The organism is Enterococcus sp. DIV1411a (assembly GCF_050531945.1).
Classification (GTDB): Bacteria; Bacillota; Bacilli; order Lactobacillales; family Enterococcaceae; genus Enterococcus_B; species Enterococcus_B faecium.
In genome coordinates, this window is the sequence record NZ_CP172892.1 from 1,347,963 (window position 1) to 1,365,179 (window position 17,217).

General features: G+C 38.2%; 17 protein-coding genes. 5 read left to right on the top strand and 12 right to left on the bottom strand.

The genetic code is table 11. From position 1 onward, the window contains the following. The first annotated feature begins 159 nt into the window (after positions 1–159). Positions 160–1,332, top strand: a complete 1,173-nt coding sequence (locus IGJ87_RS06490; protein WP_002323245.1) for an IS256-like element IS1542 family transposase — start codon at positions 160–162, stop codon at positions 1,330–1,332. Positions 1,333–1,427: 95 nt separating this feature from the next. Beyond that, positions 1,428–1,961: a hypothetical protein gene (locus IGJ87_RS06495; protein WP_002289611.1), complete on the top strand. Its 534-nt coding sequence runs from the start codon at positions 1,428–1,430 to the stop codon at positions 1,959–1,961. 125 nt (positions 1,962–2,086) lie between these two features. On the opposite strand, the gene nth is transcribed toward IGJ87_RS06495, so the two are convergent. Further along, a complete protein-coding gene (nth, locus tag IGJ87_RS06500) occupies positions 2,087–2,764 on the bottom strand; it encodes an endonuclease III (protein ID WP_002296097.1) in 678 nt (225 codons plus the stop codon). Positions 2,765–2,770: 6 nt separating this feature from the next. Beyond that, positions 2,771–3,469: a DnaD domain-containing protein gene (locus tag IGJ87_RS06505; RefSeq protein WP_002289610.1), complete on the bottom strand. Its 699-nt coding sequence runs from the start codon at positions 3,467–3,469 to the stop codon at positions 2,771–2,773. A 267-nt stretch (positions 3,470–3,736) separates the two neighbouring features. Here IGJ87_RS06505 and IGJ87_RS06510 point away from each other — a divergent pair, with 267 nt between their 5' ends. Beyond that, on the top strand, positions 3,737–4,921 hold the full coding sequence (locus IGJ87_RS06510; protein ID WP_002297435.1) for a tetracycline resistance MFS efflux pump: 1,185 nt from the start codon (positions 3,737–3,739) through the stop codon (positions 4,919–4,921). Between the two features lie 5 nt (positions 4,922–4,926). Here IGJ87_RS06510 and IGJ87_RS06515 read toward each other — a convergent pair whose 3' ends face one another. The 8 genes from IGJ87_RS06515 to IGJ87_RS06550 all read right to left on the bottom strand — a co-directional run bounded on the left by IGJ87_RS06515 (position 4,927) and on the right by IGJ87_RS06550 (position 12,910). Beyond that, a complete protein-coding gene (locus IGJ87_RS06515; RefSeq protein WP_002289545.1) occupies positions 4,927–5,370 on the bottom strand; it encodes a MarR family winged helix-turn-helix transcriptional regulator in 444 nt (147 codons plus the stop codon). 225 nt (positions 5,371–5,595) lie between these two features. After that, positions 5,596–5,883 carry a DUF5960 family protein gene (locus tag IGJ87_RS06520; protein ID WP_002289544.1) on the bottom strand — a complete coding sequence of 96 codons (288 nt, stop codon included), beginning with the start codon at positions 5,881–5,883 and terminating at the stop codon, positions 5,596–5,598. Positions 5,884–6,053: 170 nt separating this feature from the next. Further along, positions 6,054–7,406: an NADH oxidase gene (locus IGJ87_RS06525; RefSeq protein WP_002289543.1), complete on the bottom strand. Its 1,353-nt coding sequence runs from the start codon at positions 7,404–7,406 to the stop codon at positions 6,054–6,056. A 272-nt stretch (positions 7,407–7,678) separates the two neighbouring features. Continuing rightward, entirely contained in the window at positions 7,679–8,125 is a 447-nt protein-coding gene (locus IGJ87_RS06530; protein ID WP_002289542.1) for a Fur family transcriptional regulator, read from the bottom strand. Positions 8,126–8,360: 235 nt separating this feature from the next. After that, on the bottom strand, positions 8,361–9,287 hold the full coding sequence (gene cysK / locus IGJ87_RS06535) for a cysteine synthase A (RefSeq protein WP_002296093.1): 927 nt from the start codon (positions 9,285–9,287) through the stop codon (positions 8,361–8,363). Between the two features lie 139 nt (positions 9,288–9,426). After that, complete coding sequence (locus IGJ87_RS06540; RefSeq protein WP_002295819.1) at positions 9,427–10,314, bottom strand: glucosaminidase domain-containing protein; 888 nt, start codon at positions 10,312–10,314, stop codon at positions 9,427–9,429. A gap of 245 nt (positions 10,315–10,559) precedes the next feature. Then, on the bottom strand, positions 10,560–12,557 hold the full coding sequence (tkt, locus tag IGJ87_RS06545; protein ID WP_002295818.1) for a transketolase: 1,998 nt from the start codon (positions 12,555–12,557) through the stop codon (positions 10,560–10,562). A 101-nt stretch (positions 12,558–12,658) separates the two neighbouring features. Beyond that, on the bottom strand, positions 12,659–12,910 hold the full coding sequence (locus IGJ87_RS06550) for a DUF896 family protein (protein WP_002295816.1): 252 nt from the start codon (positions 12,908–12,910) through the stop codon (positions 12,659–12,661). Positions 12,911–13,056: 146 nt separating this feature from the next. Here IGJ87_RS06550 and lexA point away from each other — a divergent pair, with 146 nt between their 5' ends. Further along, positions 13,057–13,680, top strand: coding sequence for a transcriptional repressor LexA (gene lexA / locus IGJ87_RS06555; RefSeq protein WP_002296572.1), 624 nt, complete (start codon positions 13,057–13,059; stop codon positions 13,678–13,680). Between the two features lie 179 nt (positions 13,681–13,859). Beyond that, positions 13,860–14,078, top strand: coding sequence for a hypothetical protein (locus IGJ87_RS06560; RefSeq protein ID WP_002297436.1), 219 nt, complete (start codon positions 13,860–13,862; stop codon positions 14,076–14,078). Between the two features lie 288 nt (positions 14,079–14,366). On the opposite strand, the gene IGJ87_RS06565 is transcribed toward IGJ87_RS06560, so the two are convergent. Then, on the bottom strand, positions 14,367–14,879 hold the full coding sequence (locus tag IGJ87_RS06565) for an adenine phosphoribosyltransferase (protein WP_002295813.1): 513 nt from the start codon (positions 14,877–14,879) through the stop codon (positions 14,367–14,369). 13 nt (positions 14,880–14,892) lie between these two features. After that, positions 14,893–17,190: a single-stranded-DNA-specific exonuclease RecJ gene (gene recJ, locus IGJ87_RS06570; protein ID WP_002297438.1), complete on the bottom strand. Its 2,298-nt coding sequence runs from the start codon at positions 17,188–17,190 to the stop codon at positions 14,893–14,895. Positions 17,191–17,217 lie beyond the last annotated feature (27 nt).

A 17,217-nucleotide genomic window follows, 5' to 3' on the forward strand; every position in this document is an offset into this window, starting at 1 on the left:
TGTTTATAATTAAATCGGCTAAATACACACTAGTCTTTTATTTAGTGCCACTTCTTAATGATAAAGTCCATATAATTGTGTAAAAGATAAAAGGCCATGTAACAGCCCTTTTACGGTACAATGTTTTTAACCACAAAAACATACCCAGGAGGACGTTACATGACCCAAGTACATTTTACACTGAACAACGAAGAGGTTCAAAGTATTATTGAACATTCGGTAAAAGATGATGTTTCTAAAAATATTTTAACCACTGTTTTCAACCAATTGATGGAAAATCAACGAACAGAATATATTCAAGCCGATGACTATGAACGTTCAGAAAGTCGTCAGAGTCAAAGAAATGGCTATTATGAGCGAGACTTTACGACTCGTGTGGGTACACTCGAATTAAAAGTGCCTAGAACACGTGATGGTGAATTTTCACCGACGGTGTTTGAGCGTTATCAGCGAAATGAAAAGGCACTGCTCGCTTCAATGCTTGAGATGTATGTTTCGGGCGTTTCGACACGTAAAGTTTCAAAGATTGTTGAAGAGCTATGTGGAAAATCTGTATCGAAATCTTTTGTTTCTAGCCTGACTGAGCAGTTAGACCCGATGGTCAACGAATGGCAGAACCGTTCACTCTCAGGTACGAATTATCCTTATCTGATGACTGATGTTCTCTACATAAAAGTCCGTGAGGACCATCGAGTGCTTTCTAAAAGCTGCCATATTGCGATCGGGATAACAGAAGGTGGCGACCGTGAAATCATTGGCTTCATGATTCAAAATGAAGAAAGTGATGACACATGGTCCATCTTCTTTGAATACTTAAAAGAACGCGGCCTAAAGGGGACAGAACTCATCATTTCTGATGCCCATAAAGGCCTAGTGTCTGCGATTCGTAAGTCATTTACCAACGCAAGTTGGCAGAGATGCCAGGTCCATTTTTTAAGAAACATCTTCAGTTCCATTCCAAAAAAGAATTCAAAACCGTTTAGAGAAGCAGTAAAAGCGATCTTTAAGTTTACGGATATTGAACTCGCTCGAACAGCTAAGAATGCCTTAGTCGGTGAATATATCGACCAGCCTAAATATACAAAAGCCTGCGAAATATTGGATAATGGCTTCGAAGATGCCTTTCAATACACGGTTATCGGAAATAGTCATAATCGGCTAAAAAGCACCAACCTTCTTGAACGACTGAACCAGGAAGTCCGCAGAAGAGAAAAGATTATTCGGATTTTTCCCAACCGAACGTCTGCCAATCGATTAATTGGAGCTGTCCTTATGGACCTTCATGACGAATGGCTCAGTTCTACAAGAAAATATATTAAGTTTGATCAATGAGAGACCGGTAAAACATTGTATAGTATTTTACACAGGATTATGGACTTGACTTTCTTAATAATCCCATTGTTATTATCAAATAAAAAATACAATATATGGTTTTGAATAATTTTTTGAAAGAAGGCTTCATTTTGAGTTATCTGATAGTATGCTTAATTATCATAATTTGTCTGCACCATCTTTTTTTATCGAAAACAATACCTCGTTATTCCAAGAATAAAAAAGCTGAAAAATTTTGTTTATTATTAAATAAATTTACTTTAATTGCTCCTATCCTTGCATTTATTATTTTTTCTGTACTTTTAAGCACTACTCTTAAAGGAAAATTTATGGAAAGAAGCTCTCATGCAATGATTCTCACTTTTTTATGGTTGTTGTTCACCAGAATCTATATTTTTCTGATGAGCCTGAAACCGCCCAAATCCATTAGTTTATGTTTAGTTATAAATGGTATTTTTTTATTATCACTTATCATTTTTATTACACCTTTAGATAGATACGTCACTTATTTATATAATCCTTTGGAATACTGGACTTATTTTATAGGTATATTGGAAGGCATTATTTTCTACATCGGGTATTTTCCCAATAAAAATAACAACTTTTATTTTTATCGCAATAAATTGTAATAAGTTACCATCCTAGCTACTGAGTATGTACATTTACTTTTTCATGCAAAAAAGATAAACGAAACAGCTTTTCTCCATAATAACAAGATAATTCATACATTTATTTGCAATTAAAGAAACCACGTCTACAGGCGTGGTTTCTTTTTTAGTGCCTTTTCTTTTAGACGCATCCGATTTTTCCCATCTTGACATATTGATAGCAAAGGACATACCTCGCACTTGGGATTTCTTGCCGTGCAATGATATCTACCAAAAAAAATCAGTGTATGATGTGTCTTTACCCATAATTCTTGTGGTACTTTCCGCATCAGTGTTTCTTCTACTTCCATGACCGTAGCATCTAGTTTGCAGATCCTCAGGCGTTTTGAGACACGTTCCACGTGGGTATCTACTGCGATTGCTGGTATCCCGAATGCATCCCCCAATACGACATTTGCTGTCTTTCTGCCTACACCAGGAAGAGACATCAATTCTTCTCTTGACGTTGGCACTTGCCCATCGAAACGTTCAATCAGCTGCTGTGCACACGCTTTGATGTTTTTTGCTTTATTTCGATACAAACCAATCGTTTTTATTTTAAGAATGATTTCATCGATTGAAGCTTCTGCTAACGCATCGGGTGTCGGAAAAGAGGCAAACAAATCTGGCGTTGCTTTATTCACTGATACATCTGTCGCCTGGGCACTTAAGATCACTGCAATCAATAACTCAAATGGATTATTGTGCTTGAGTTCTCCATGTGCTTCGGGAAACATTCCATACATCGTTTCTAGAGCTTCCATTGTTTTTTGTTTGCTTAACATATTCCGCTACTCCTCCAACCAATTTTTCAGTGAGACTTTCGGCAATTCTTCTTGTTGAGCTGACTGTTCTACTTCTCTTTGAAGAAGCTGCTGTTTTCTTCGTTTTTGGTCTTCTTCCACTTGTTGTTTTGTACGTAGATTTTTTCTTTCCCACGATAGCAAAATGCGGTCAACGTAATTAAAACTATAAGCCTGATTTAATACGGCTTCCCGCAGTGCTAGCTTCAAAATTTCCGGCTGATAATGGTCTTCTTCTAGCCATTGTCCGATCCGCTGGAACTCGATCGAAGAAAGCGGGCGTCCAAATTCTTGTTCAAATAATTGATACACTGACTGGATTTCTTTTTCTTGTGTTTTTTCTTCGTATTTTTTTTCTTGTGTTTTTAAATACTCACCTAATAGATCATAGATGGGGTAAAGATTATATCGATCTGCTTTTTTACCGTTGACAATCGTCGTTTCTATCTTGATAAATCCATTTGTTACGAGACGATCCAGTATTTGAAAAATCTGATCTTGTTTGATTCCCATATCCATAGCAATCATCTGCAAATCAGGGAAAGTATCTCCTTCAAGCTGTGCCATATGCAACTGTAGAACAAATAAAAATTCTTCAGATTGTAGACCGATCCTATGATAATTTTTAAGTAAAAGATTAGATATGACTGTTTGTCCAGCGCTTAAGTAATTTTCTAAATTCAACATGATTTCTCCTCCGCTCAATCACAGTATACGTAAAAAAAACATGGGAAGCAAGAACAGGTTTCTTTTCTATTTACTTCACTGATCGGTCAGATTTACAATGTCGTCTACTTGATTTTTGTTTGTTCATGTTTTTGATGCGTATCTTCACTTTTCGGAATAAATAAATTAAGTAGATTTCGCTGTTCCTTAGAATGTTGACAAGGAAACAAAATTACTATACACTATTTTTGTTTCCAAGTTAACATTATTGCATAAAGGAGTTTTTACATGTACAGTTTCACAAATAAACATTCTAAAGTTTTTGGATACGTCTCTGTCTTATTCACTGGATTAGGATTTACTATCGTCAGTCCTGTACTTCCGTTTTTAACGCTGCCTTATTCTCACTCCATACATCAGCAAGCTTTCTATATCACTTTGCTCATGTCTGTTTATGCTCTAGCTGCCTTCTTATCTGCCCCCATTCTCGGTAGCTTAAGTGATCATTTTGGGCGTCGTCCGATCCTTATTATCAGTTTATTAGGATCAAGTATCGGATATTTGCTTTTTGGTTTAGGAAATTCGATATGGATGTTGTTCCTTGGTCGTATCATTGAAGGATTGACGGCAGGAGAAATCTCCACCTTATATGCTTACTTTGCCGACATCACGGAACCTAATGAAAGAACCAAAGTTTTTGGATGGATGGGTGCTTTAGTCGGTATAGGAACAACGCTGGGTCCTATTATAGGGGGTCTATTAGCTGAGTTGGGGAATTCTGTTCCTATATTTATTGGAGCACTCTTTACTTTCTTAAATGCCGTTTATGGCTACACATTTATGCTAGAAAGCCTTCCAATAAAAAAACGTTCAGTAGATTTAAGTTTCTCCCATGTAAGACCTTTTCACCAATTACAACAATTATTCAAGATTTCATCCGTTATTCCTTTATTGACAGCAGGTTTTGCTGTTTGGTTGGCAGCTGGCTCTCTTCAATCTATCTTTTCTCAATTTTCGATTGACGCCTTTCAGTGGAAGGCTGGGTTGGTTGGTTTAAGCTTCTCTTTGATTGGAATCTTGGATACTGTCTCGCAATTGTTCATTATGCCTCGATTGCTCAAAAAATTTTCAGAACAGCAGATCACAAGAATAGGGATGTTCAGTGAAATCCTCGCCTATCTATTCATCACATTATCTGGAATTCTTCTACTGCCGATTTTGTTTTTATTTGGGATTATCTGTTATGGTTTCGGTGATTCTATTTTTACTCCTGTATTCAATGGCCAACTATCCAATTCTGTCTCAGATAACCAGCAAGGTCTTGTAATGGGCGGTACCCAAAGTATACAATCTCTATCGCGCGTCATCGGCCCGCTAATCGCAGGACAGCTTTATGCTGCAGCACCATTTCTTCCGACGGTATTCGGATTTTTGCTTATGATTTTTGCCTATTATCACTACAATAAAAAATAGTAGCTTCATTTGCTACTTCGTATAAATTCTCTGTATCGACCGATAAAACGAAATACTGTGTCAAATTCTTCTTTTGACATATTTTCAAATACAGTAGCATCTCGCTGTACCCATTTTTGATGGAGTTGCTCGTGTCTATTCCTTATTTTTTGTCCGATTGGCGTCAATTGAAAATAGATTTCTTTTTTATTCTCTTCGCTTTGATAAGTGTTTATGATCCCTCTAGCTATCAGTTTTTTTGTTAGCTTACTGATGGCTCCTCTAGTCATGTAACTAGCATTCGCTAATTTTGTCACGTTAGGATCAGGGATTTTCCCGATATGTTCAATCACTTCTAGTTCATTTAGAGTAAATCCTGCAAATTCTTTTTCCATTTCTGGTTTATTACGATGAATAATCTCATTAGCTAAATCCAGATATTCTTCTATTAGCAGTTGTCTTTTATCCATTTCTACACCTTCTTTTTCTTTCATTATATTGTTTTTTTGTTTCCTATTCAACAAAGATAAAAATATTTTGTAGGAAAACCCAATCTGAAACCAAGAAAAAAAGGGGTTGACAAAGCTTGTCATAACCCCTTTTTCTGATTAAAAGATAGTAAAGAGACAGTCATCGGTAATTGTGATGATTTTTTGTCATCACTTAAGGATGAGCGGCCTTTTCAAAAACTGTCTTTAAAGATCATCATCAGTTTCTAGCACATATGGCTGACCTTCATATGTGTACTCTGTATTCAATGTGCCGTCATTTTCATCTGAGTAGATGCGTCTACTGAAAGGAAAACGATGAGAAACATTATCTTTGGCGTCTTTTGCTGGCATCGTGTAATATTCCTCTTGCGTTTCATTCAACTGAGAGAGTACTTGATCTGCCAACTCATCAATATTGATCGTTGATTTCTTCGAAGCACTTTTATAATCTTCTAAAAATGCATCTTGTTGGACAAAATATTCTTTATTCATCTTCTTTCTCACCTTTCTTTTCAAAATCAAATAAAGCTGCTTGTTCTTTTATGTAACAGCTTTATCTTTGCTGCTTATTGTGACAAAAAATTCGAAGAAAGACAACTAATTGTACTTTTCACAAAAAAAGACAGAGGGTCGTGACAAAATTGTGTCACAACCCTTTTTCTTTATTGTGCAGTTTCGATTTCGCCTAGCGCTGCTTGTGCAAGTAGGTTCAAGTAATTCCATGGGCGGTCAAAATGTGGTTGGAAGAAGAAATCTGAAAGTGCGAGATCTTCTACAGTCATTTTATTTTGAACAGCTAAAGACATGGTATTTGCTGATTGTGTAATGTCGTATTTGGACATGAACTGAGCACCTACGATACGATTCGTTCCTTTTTCATAGACTAGCTCCATCATTACTTTTTCAGTAGTTGGCATGAACTCTGGACGATAATTATCTTCAAATACAGTCGCTTGGACTTCTAGATCGTTCAAAGTTGCGCTTTCTTTGGTCACACCTGTCGAACCGATCGTCCAGCCAAATAGGTAAAGTCCTGAAGTTCCTTGAGTACCACGATACGCCATTTTATGATCTGTCAAGTTATTTCCCACAAGCAAACCTTGACGAACGGCATTTGTTGCCAAAGGAATATAGTTTTGCGTGCCACTTGGATTGTAGTTGACTACTGCAGAGTCTCCAGCTGCAAAAATGTCTGGATTACTTGTCTGCATGTATTCATTCACTTTGATTGCCCCGTTTGGCAGTGTATCTACTTTTCCTTCGATCAGTTTTGTATTTGGACGGAAGCCCACACATAAAATGACCATATCTGTATCAAATGTATCTGTTGGTGTAGCTACTTGTTTCACTTTTCCTTCTTCATCTGTGATAAATTCAGTAACATTTTCGCCTAGCGCAAGAGTAACACCGCGGTCTGTCAATTCTTTTTCTAAGATATCTGTGAATGGTTTATCTAGATATTTATTCAAGATGCGATCTAATCCATCAATCAATGTCACTTGTTTTCCAGATTCGACAAAAGCTTCTACTAATTCAATACCGATATATCCACCACCAACAATTACTACACGTTTTGCTTCTTTCGCTTGTGCAATAATTTCATTTGCTTGATTGTAGTTTTTGCATAGGAGTACATTTTTCGCATCGATTCCACTAATCGGTGGGATAATAGGCCATGAACCAGTTGTCATCACTAATTTATCATAAGAAACCGTTTCTGTTTCTCCTGTTTTCAGATCTTTTGCCGTTACTGTTTTATTTTCTGTATCGACGTCTGTTACATCGTGTTCCATTTTAACTGTTGCTCCTAATGAAGATAATTCTTCAGGATTTGAGTAGAACAAGCCTGCTGGGTCCTTTACTACTCCGCCGACATAAAGTGCGATACCGCAAGATAAGAAAGAAATATTGTCATTTCTTTCATATACTGTCACTTCTGCTTCTGGATGATTTTTTAAAATACTTTTTACAGCTGCAGTACCTGCATGAGTACAGCCAATTACTACTACTTTCATTTATGGTCCCTCCGATTAACATTTTGTCCTTCGACAAAACTACTATAACAGAAATAAAACGGATACAACAGTTTAATGCTTGTGAATTCACAAAGGTTTGTTTGTAGTTTCATTCCTTTTCAAGCATAAGAACCCAATATCTACAAGATTCTTATTTTGATAATATTCACTTTTATATCTAAGATTGTGAATAAAAGACAAAAAAATAAAAAAGCTAGCGTTTTTTTTACACAGCTAGCTTTTTTTAGGTATAACACTTGTAGAAACTGTTTTTACATTTGCGCCTTTTTTGCTGACTCTTTACAATCCGGACAGAGTCCATACAATTCCAACCGATGTTCATTAATCTCAAAATCAGTCAGTCTGCTTGCAGCCATTTCTATATCTTCAAGCCCTGGGTAATGAAAATCAACAATCTTACCGCAGTTTTCACAAATTACATGATAATGACGCTTTGAACTGAAATCAAATCGGCTAGAAGCATCGCCGTACTTCATTTCTTGAACAAATCCAATCGAAGTAAATAAGCGAAGGTTATTGTAAACAGTCGCAACACTCATATTTGGAAACCGATGTTCAAGTGCTTTATAAATCTCATCAGCCGTTGGATGGGAATGATGTTCAATCAAATATTCTAAAACCGCGTACCGTTGAGGTGTGATTCGAATGTTCTCTTTTTTTAACTTTTCGATAACCTCTTCGACTAACTTATTTTCCATGTAAACACCCCACGTTGTTATTCTCGTCTTATCATACTATTTTTACATTTTAAAATCCACTTAACATGAAAAGAAAATTCAATTTTATTGTATTTTAATGAAAAAAGACGTAAAACAGTCGCGTTCACTATTCTACGTCTCTATTCAAATAATTTTTCTCATCATAAATTTTTGTGTGTTCTTTTCATCTTTAAAAGTTTTTTACATAAACCTATCTGGAGAAAAACCAAGTGCCTTATATCTCTTGGTAAAGGGCTGTAGATAAATAACGTTCACCATTGTCGGGAACCACAGCTAATACCTTCTTGCCTTTTCCTAATTCTTTTGCGACTTTTAGCGCGGCAGCAATTGCAGCGCCAGATGAGATGCCTACTAAAATCCCTTCTTTTCGCCCAACTTCTCTAGCTGTTTCCATCGCTTCGTCTCCACTAATAGAAAGGACTTTATCATACACAGAAGTATCCAGTGTTTTAGGAACAAAACCTGTACCGATTCCTTGGATTTTGTGAGGTCCCGCTTCTTTCCCTTCTAAAATAGCAGATTCTGCTGGTTCTACCCCGATTAATTCGATTTTCGGATACACACGTTTTAATTCTCGGCCAGCGCCAGTGATCGTTCCTCCTGTACCGATACCTGCAACAAACGCGTCCAAGCCATTTACTCCAAATGCTTGATGTATCTCAGGACCAGTCGTCTTCTCATGCACAAGAGGATTTGCTTCATTTTCAAATTGTAATGGTAAAAAGTAGCCGTTTTCTTTTGCCAAACGTTCTGCTTCTCTGATTGATCCAGAAATACCATCCGCACCAGGAGTCAAAATCAACTCTGCGCCGTACCCTTTCATCAATAAACGTCTTTCGATACTCATCGTCTCAGGCATCACGATGATTACTTTATATCCTTTTGCAACTCCTACCATCGACAATCCGATTCCTGTATTTCCAGAAGTAGGTTCAATGATAGTATCACCTGGTTTCAGTAGACCATCGTGTTCTGCTTTTTCTATCATACTTAAAGCAATACGATCTTTTACACTTCCTCCTGGATTAAAAAACTCAAGCTTTACAAAAACATCTGCTGAATCTTCTGGTACGATTTTATTTAATTTGACGATTGGCGTTTTGCCAATCAATTCGGTGACTGAGTTATAGATAGCTGTCATCTTCAATTCCTCCTTGTCTTTGCTCTTCTTACTTATCATAATACAATCTGTTCATTTATGGCGAGTGATTCGTCTTTGACTAGCAAAAAAAAGACAAAGATATACCATATATGGTAATTTCTTTGCCTTTTTATCTAAATCAAACGTTTAGTTCTTGACCAACTAATAAAGAATAACTGGACATAGACATGCCATTTTTCGCCATTAGATCATCAACAGACATGCCAAATTTTTGTGCAATATCCCATAGCGTATCACCTGACACGACTGTATATGTCTGACCATTATTTGTATTTACATCTGTTGTTGAAGATGATGACGTTGAAGTCGTCGTAGTAGTCGTTGTTGTTGTACTTGTGGTTGTTGTAGCCGAACCTGTTGATGGCGTATCAAAACGGGTTAAATTATAAGTATTAATCAATGAGTTCAATTTGGCCCCATAATTTGGATCGGTAGCATAACGACCTGTCAAGTACGCTGTTGCATCATAAAAACTTGTTGTATTGCTTTTCCACACGCCAGCATAATGATAATCGCCCGTGGAAAAACTGGTTGAACGAAGAACATTCGCATGGTCTTGGAAGGATTCCCAATAAGAAGAATATTTTCGGAATGGCTCATTCATCGTTACCCATTGTCCGTTTACATATTCTTTGGTTGCCATATAAACGACCTGTCCGTTATAGCTTCCTTTCACACCGAATAGATTATAATTTGGCGCACTAGCTAATCCGGAAGTGCCATATGCACTTTCCAACAACGCTTGAGCGATCATGACTGAAGCATACAAGTCATTACTTGCAGCAACTTCTGACGCAGACCAGCCGATTTGATCGATAAACGCTTGAGGATCAGCGACTGTTTGAGATCCTTGTTCATCTGCATGAACATGTTGCGGTACCGCTGTAACCATCATCGGCCCAACTAAAAGACTCGTTCCAATTAAAGGAGCAATCGCTTTTTTATTGATCACCATTTTTCTTTTAGGTCTATGGTGCCGGGCACTGCGGGTCTTCAGCTCTTGCATTCAAATTCCTCCTCAAAATAAAAAAACTTAATAAAAAGTTCTCTTCTTAAAACAAACTTAATTAATTAAATTATACTTTTAATTCTCAAGAAACACAAACTAATCCGAAGAATTCTTTGTTTTGTCATTTAAATGTAACATAGCCGAAAACGAAAAGTAATATTGATTTATTCTTCTAACACATAAAGAACAGCTGTCTCCAACTTGCAGACAGCTGTTCTTATCAGTCAAACAATTGCTTGGATCTATGATAGTTGATTGTACGTATTCACGACATTTTCTACTGTAAATCCAAATTCTTCTAAAATTTTAGTGCCAGGGGCAGATGCACCGAAATGATCGATTGTAATCGTTGCGCCCTCTGTTCCTACGTAGCGTTCCCATCCAAATGATGCAGCAGCTTCGATAGCCACACGTTTCTTCACTGATTTAGGAAGTACACTTTCTTTATATTCAGAAGATTGTTTTTCAAAGAGGTCAAAGCTTGGCATAGAAACAACAGAAACATCTTTGCCTTTTTCAGCCAATTCTTTTTGAGCTTTCACAGCCAAATCAACTTCAGAACCTGTTGCAATCAAAATACCTTCTGGTGTTTCTCCTTGTGATGGAGAAAGAACATACGCACCTTTTTTCACCATTTCATCTGCTACTTCTTTTGTAGAAGGCAATACTGGAAGGTTTTGACGACTCAATACAAGGATAGTAGGCGCATCTGTTGTCTCCATCGCTACTTTCCAAGCAGCACGTGTTTCATTTCCGTCTGCCGGACGAATCACTTGAACACCAGGCATGCAGCGAACAGATGCTAGTTGTTCAATCGGTTCGTGCGTTGGTCCGTCTTCTCCGACAGCAACCGAGTCATGTGTTAAGACGTAAACAACAGGAGTATGTTGGATTGCTGCTAAACGAACTGCTGGTCTTAGATAATCGACAAAGACAAAGAATGTTCCACCGTAGATACGAGTTCCGCCATGAAGTTGGATACCATTCATAGCCGAAGCCATTGCAAATTCGCGGACACCGAACCAGATGTTGCGTCCTTCATAATGTTCAGGAGTGAAATCTTTATCTGCAGCCACCATTGTATTATTGGAACCTGACAAGTCCGCTGAACCACCCCAGAAGCTTGGTATAGCTTTCGATAATTCTTGGATGACTTCTTTACTTGAAACACGGCTTGCTTGACTGCTTCCAACTTCATAAGTTGGCAATTCTGCATCCCAGTTTTCTGGTAGTTTGCCATCAAAAGCATCTTCAAATTGTTGTGCTAATTCAGGATAAGCTTTTTTATAATTGGCAAACATTTCATTCCATGCATCTTCAGCTTTTTGTCCTTCTTCTATCATCGTTTGATGGAAGCGGGCAGCTACTTCTTCTGGAACAGTGAAATCTGGATACTCCCAACCATAAACTTCTTTAGCCATCTTGATGCCATCTTCACCAAGAGGAGCACCATGAACAGCAGATGTTCCTTCTTTAGGAGCACCATAGCCGATGACTGTTTTTACTTCGATCAATGTTGGTTTGTCTGTTTCAGCTTTTGCTTCTTCAATCGCTTTAGAGATTGCTTCTAGGTCATTTCCGTCTTTCACTAAGATATGTTGCCAGCCATATGCTTCATAGCGAGCACCAACGTTTTCTGTGAAAGCTTTTGAAGTTGGACCGTCTAGTGAAATATCGTTTGAATCGTATAAAACGATCAATTTCCCTAGTTTCATATGACCTGCCATCGAACTTGCTTCTTGAGATACCCCTTCCATCAAGTCTCCGTCACCGCATATTGCATACGTATAGTGATCCATCACATTAAAGTTTTCTTTGTTATACGTTGCTGCAAGGTGCGCTTCTGCCATTGCCATACCGACAGCCATTGCAATCCCTTGTCCTAATGGCCCTGTAGTGGCTTCTACACCATCTGTATGATGTACTTCAGGATGTCCTGGTGTTTTAGAATCCCATTGACGGAATTGTTTCAAATCATCGATTGTCACTTGATAGCCAGCTAAATGAAGCAAGCTATACAACATTGCTGACCCATGTCCTGCCGAAAGAACGAAACGGTCGCGGTCAGCCCAGTTTTTTGATGTCGTTGGATTTACTTTCAGGTGTTTTGTCCATAACGCATATGCCATAGGTGCTGCGCCCATCGGCAATCCAGGATGTCCTGAGTTTGCTTTTTGGACTGCTTCAATACTTAATGTACGAATTGTGTTAACGCCAAGTTGGTCAATTTTGTCAAACAAAATAACCCCTCCTATTAATTTAGGTTTTTTTTACCTTTATTTCTTACACTTTCATTCTATAAGATGTCACACGAAAAAGCAATCTTTTTCAGTATTTTTTACTAAAAGTTGTCATTTCGGTTGTGTAAGCCTTTTTTCTTTTGGATTTCTTTTAATTTTTCCGGGGTCACGTCATTGCCCTCAGGATCGACGACTTTCATTCCTTCGATATGATGACGCATACCGGAACGAAAAGCTTCCAAATACTCTTTGCGCAAGTTGATTTGTTCTTGTTCTTCGGCTTTTGAGAGACCATTTTCCTTCTTTTTACGTGCAAGTTCATTGATCCGCTCTATTTTTTCAGGTGACAGCATGCTCAGCCCTCCTTTTACTCTCCTTCATATTATATAAAAACTGAAAAAAAAACAACTAGATAAACTAAATAAAATACGAACATTCGTTTGATTTAGCGCTTTTTATATGGTACTATTTATTTATCAAGTGAAAGAAGGTGTACCTTGTGGCCCGACAAACTGAATCAAGACAAATCGAAGTCTTACGATATATCCATGAACAAGTAACCCAAAAAGGATACCCGCCGACTGTCCGTGAAATCGGGGAAGCTGTTCAGCTTTCTTCTACTTCTACTGTTCACGGTCATCTTGCACGGCTTGAAAAAAAAGGGTTTATCCAAAGAGATCCGACGAAACCTCGTGCAATCGAGTTGACAAAACAAGGTTTAGAAAAGATTGGGATTCGTCCAACAACTATTCCAGTACTTGGCGTCGTAACAGCTGGAGAACCCATTTTAGCAGTAGAGGATGCTTCAGACTTCTTTCCAATCCCTCCTAATCTTTCTTCCGAAGAAGGCAGTCTCTTTATGCTGACAATTCGTGGAGATAGTATGATCAATGCTGGGATATTGGATGGTGACAACGTGATCGTTCGGAAGCAAGAAACTGCTCAAAATGGCGATATTGTCATTGCAATGACTGCCGAGGACGAAGCGACTTGCAAACGATTCTATAAAGAAAAAAACTTTTTCCGTCTGCAGCCTGAAAACGACTTGCTCGAACCAATCATCTTAGATCAAGTATCTATATTAGGACGAGTAGTAGGACTTTATCGTAGTCATATCTATTAATTGCTACTAATTAAAAGAAAACTTTTTAAAAAGAGTTTGAGACGTTGGTCTCAAACTCTTTTTTCGCCCGGGTTCTTCTTCTTTCAAATTTTTATCACTTCCCTCTTTACAAACCGAACAAATATTCGTATACTAAATATACGAACAATTGTTCGCATAAATTAAAGAGGTGAGAATTCATGAAATCAATGAGACGTCTTGGCTTAGTATTAACTGTTTTGTTTTTAGGTATTATTATTGGTAATTTCGGCATACGTCCAGCTTTACTTGTGTTTGTTCCGTTATTTACTTTGTGGTTCATGTTGTGGGATGAAAAGAAGTACCGTCAATCTGAGCGGCGCAGAATTCATGAAGATCATTTCTATCATGAGCCCTACTACAGATCCAGGCAATCATAATAAGGATTGACTGCTAATTATTCAAAAGACAAGAAGTTAAACTTTTACGGGGGTGTGACAAAAATCGGTCACATCCTTTTTTTCGAATAAACGGTGTTCTAAAGCCAGTTTTTCGGTATTAAGTCAAATTGCGGAAAAAGTGATTTTTTAAACTTCTACTGGTCTTTGCTTGTTTCCATTTATAAAAAAATAGCGACCCTCAAAAGTCAGATAGAGAATCTGACTTTTGAGGGTCGCTTTAAAATCGCTTCTTTAAGAATAACATCAAGAATAGCTTCTTTTTTCTGCTTAATATTCCATTAATGTAATGATGTCATATCCTTTGATTTTGTCGCGTCCATGGAGATCCATCAATTCGATCAAAAATGCGCAGCCTACGACTACACCGCCTAATTGTTCGATCAGTTCGATCGTCGCTTTGATTGTTCCTCCAGTAGCTAGCAAATCGTCACAAATCAGCACACGTTGACCTGGTTTAATGGCATCCTTATGCAATGTCAATGTATCTGTTCCATATTCTAATCCATAAGTCACTTCGATGGTTTCTCGAGGTAACTTCCCTTTTTTGCGGACTGGGGCAAAACCGACTCCTAACTCATAAGCAACAGGACATCCTACGATGAATCCACGGGCTTCTGGCCCAACTACCATATCAATTCGTTTTTCTTTTGCATAATTTACGATTTGTTTAGTAGCTTCCCGATAAGCGTCACCATCTGCCATCAGTGGGGAAATATCTCGAAACACAATTCCTTTTGACGGATAGTCGGGAATACTGGCAATATAATCTTTTAAATCCACTCTTTGTTTCCTCCTAGGTTGTTAACCATTTCTTTATGGTAGGAATATCGCTCAAAAGCAAAAATTCCTCAACTTTGATTTTATTGAGCCGTCGCTGGTATAATCTGCTCTCAGTCAAAGGATGACTTTCTGGGCTAGCGACTTTTTGTAAAACACCGTTCTCTATTGTAACAAATTTCAATTCAAAAAACACCTGTATCATAAAAATTAATAATTTTTCAGGGATACGCAAATATTGAGCTATTGCTTTTATTTTATGACGTATATCAATTCGTTCTTGAGAATGGATCAATTTAAACAATTTTGCGTACTGTTCTCTTGTGCCTACCCCATTCAAATAGGCCTCATCAGGTGAAATCCCCATCAGATAAACACGATTGAATGAATAAGACCGAAAAACTTCTTTCAGATCCGCTAAATCATCTGGACAATCCATAACAACTAGAGAGTTTGGTTTTCTTTTTTCAATTATTGCCTTTACAGAATCTAGTCCTTCGAAAACAATCGCAGCTTCCTGGATAATCTCAGGCACGAATTTCAACGTCGAAGAATCAAATGCTAAATAAAGGCTACCTTCCGACGTTCGGCTCTGTTCACGGAAACGTTTTGCCCGCCAATCAAATACTTGCAGACCACCCACAGAAAAATCAGATACCATCAGCTGCGGTTTCTTACGCCCGTTCCATTCATTGATCGAAAGCTTTCCTACCACATCTACCTGATTATTCAGCAGTTCTTCTTCTTGAGTACCAAAACCAAAAGCGACCGCATCAAGCTGACTCGATGCATCGGAAAGGACAAATTTCAGATGCTGTTGGTTTGCTCCGATTCTTTTGATATTTTCTGCTTGGACTTGTCGAAATAAAAACTGAGGCAAAGGATTATCCGTACCAAATGGCGCCAATAGTTTCAGCTCATCAATTCGCTCTACTGTTACTTCATTTGGCAGCAATACTTCATCAATTCTCAACTCAGGCCCTCTCATCAAGTCAATTTGATGATCGACTATATATTGGTTCATCTTCTCCTGTAGTATAGTGACATTTTCACTTGGCATCGTTAAACCGACTGCTGCATGATGTCCTCCGAAGTAAGTAAATAAATCTCGCATCTGGTCAAGCATTTCAAAAAGATTCAAGGCTTCAATACTACGTCCAGATCCTTTAGCTGATCCATCTTCTTTTAAAGTAAGGACAAGCGTTGGTTTACCCGTTTCATTCATTATTTTCCCAGCAACAATGCCCAAAACGCCTTCATGCCATCCTCGGTTTACCAATAGATGGATATGATTCTCCTTATTGACCATCGCTAATGCTTCTTGTGTTATCTGCTCTACGATTGCTTTTCTTTCTTCATTGATCTCATTCAATTTTTTTGCTTGAACGGATGCTTCCTCTTCATCAAACGTCGCAAGTAACGAGACGGCAGGACGTGGATCGCCCATCCGACCGATTGCATTTAGTCTGGGAGCAATCGAAAAACCGATCGTTGTTTCGTCTGCGTCCCTCATTTTTACGCCGCTTTCTTCAAATAGCGCCTGAAGTCCTATCCGTTCTGAATGATGAATGGCATCGATTCCTAATGAAACAAGGATTCGATTCTCATCAGTCAATGAAACTAAATCGGCGATCGTTCCTATCGCTACTAAATCCAAAAATTCTGCAGGCGGTTCTTCCAATAATGCAGAAGCTACTTTGAATGCTACTCCGACTCCTGCCAAATCTGGAAATGGATAGTGCCCCGCTGGATGACGAGGGTGAACAATCGCATAAGCGTCTGGTAAATTCTCAGGTAGTTCGTGATGATCTGTAATGATCACGTCTACACCAGCTTGCTGAGCGTATGCTACCGCATCATTTCCTGCTACCCCGTTATCAACAGTGATGATCAACTGGATTCCTTCTTCGATCTTTTCTTGGTATACCGATTGGTTTGGTCCATACCCATGCTCAAATCGATTTGGCAGGAATACTTCTACTTCTGCACCAAGTAATTCCAGTGTTTCTTTCATTACCGTTGCACTGGTGATCCCATCTGCGTCATAATCACCGTAAACGAGGATTTTTTCTCCACTGATTACAGCTTCTTGGATTCGGCTGATTGCTTTATCCATATCGTGCATCAGATACGGATCATGTAATTCTTGTTCCTTTGGATGTAAAAATCGGTTGATATCCTTTTCCTCATGGTAACCTCTTTGCCACAGTAACTTACCGACAAATGGAGATAATTTCAGTTCACGGATCATTTGGAGAAAGGATTCAGAAGGCTCTGTCTCGCTTAACTTCCAATCAAAATTTGCTTGTCTCACTTTCTCACTCCTAACTTAGTTATTATA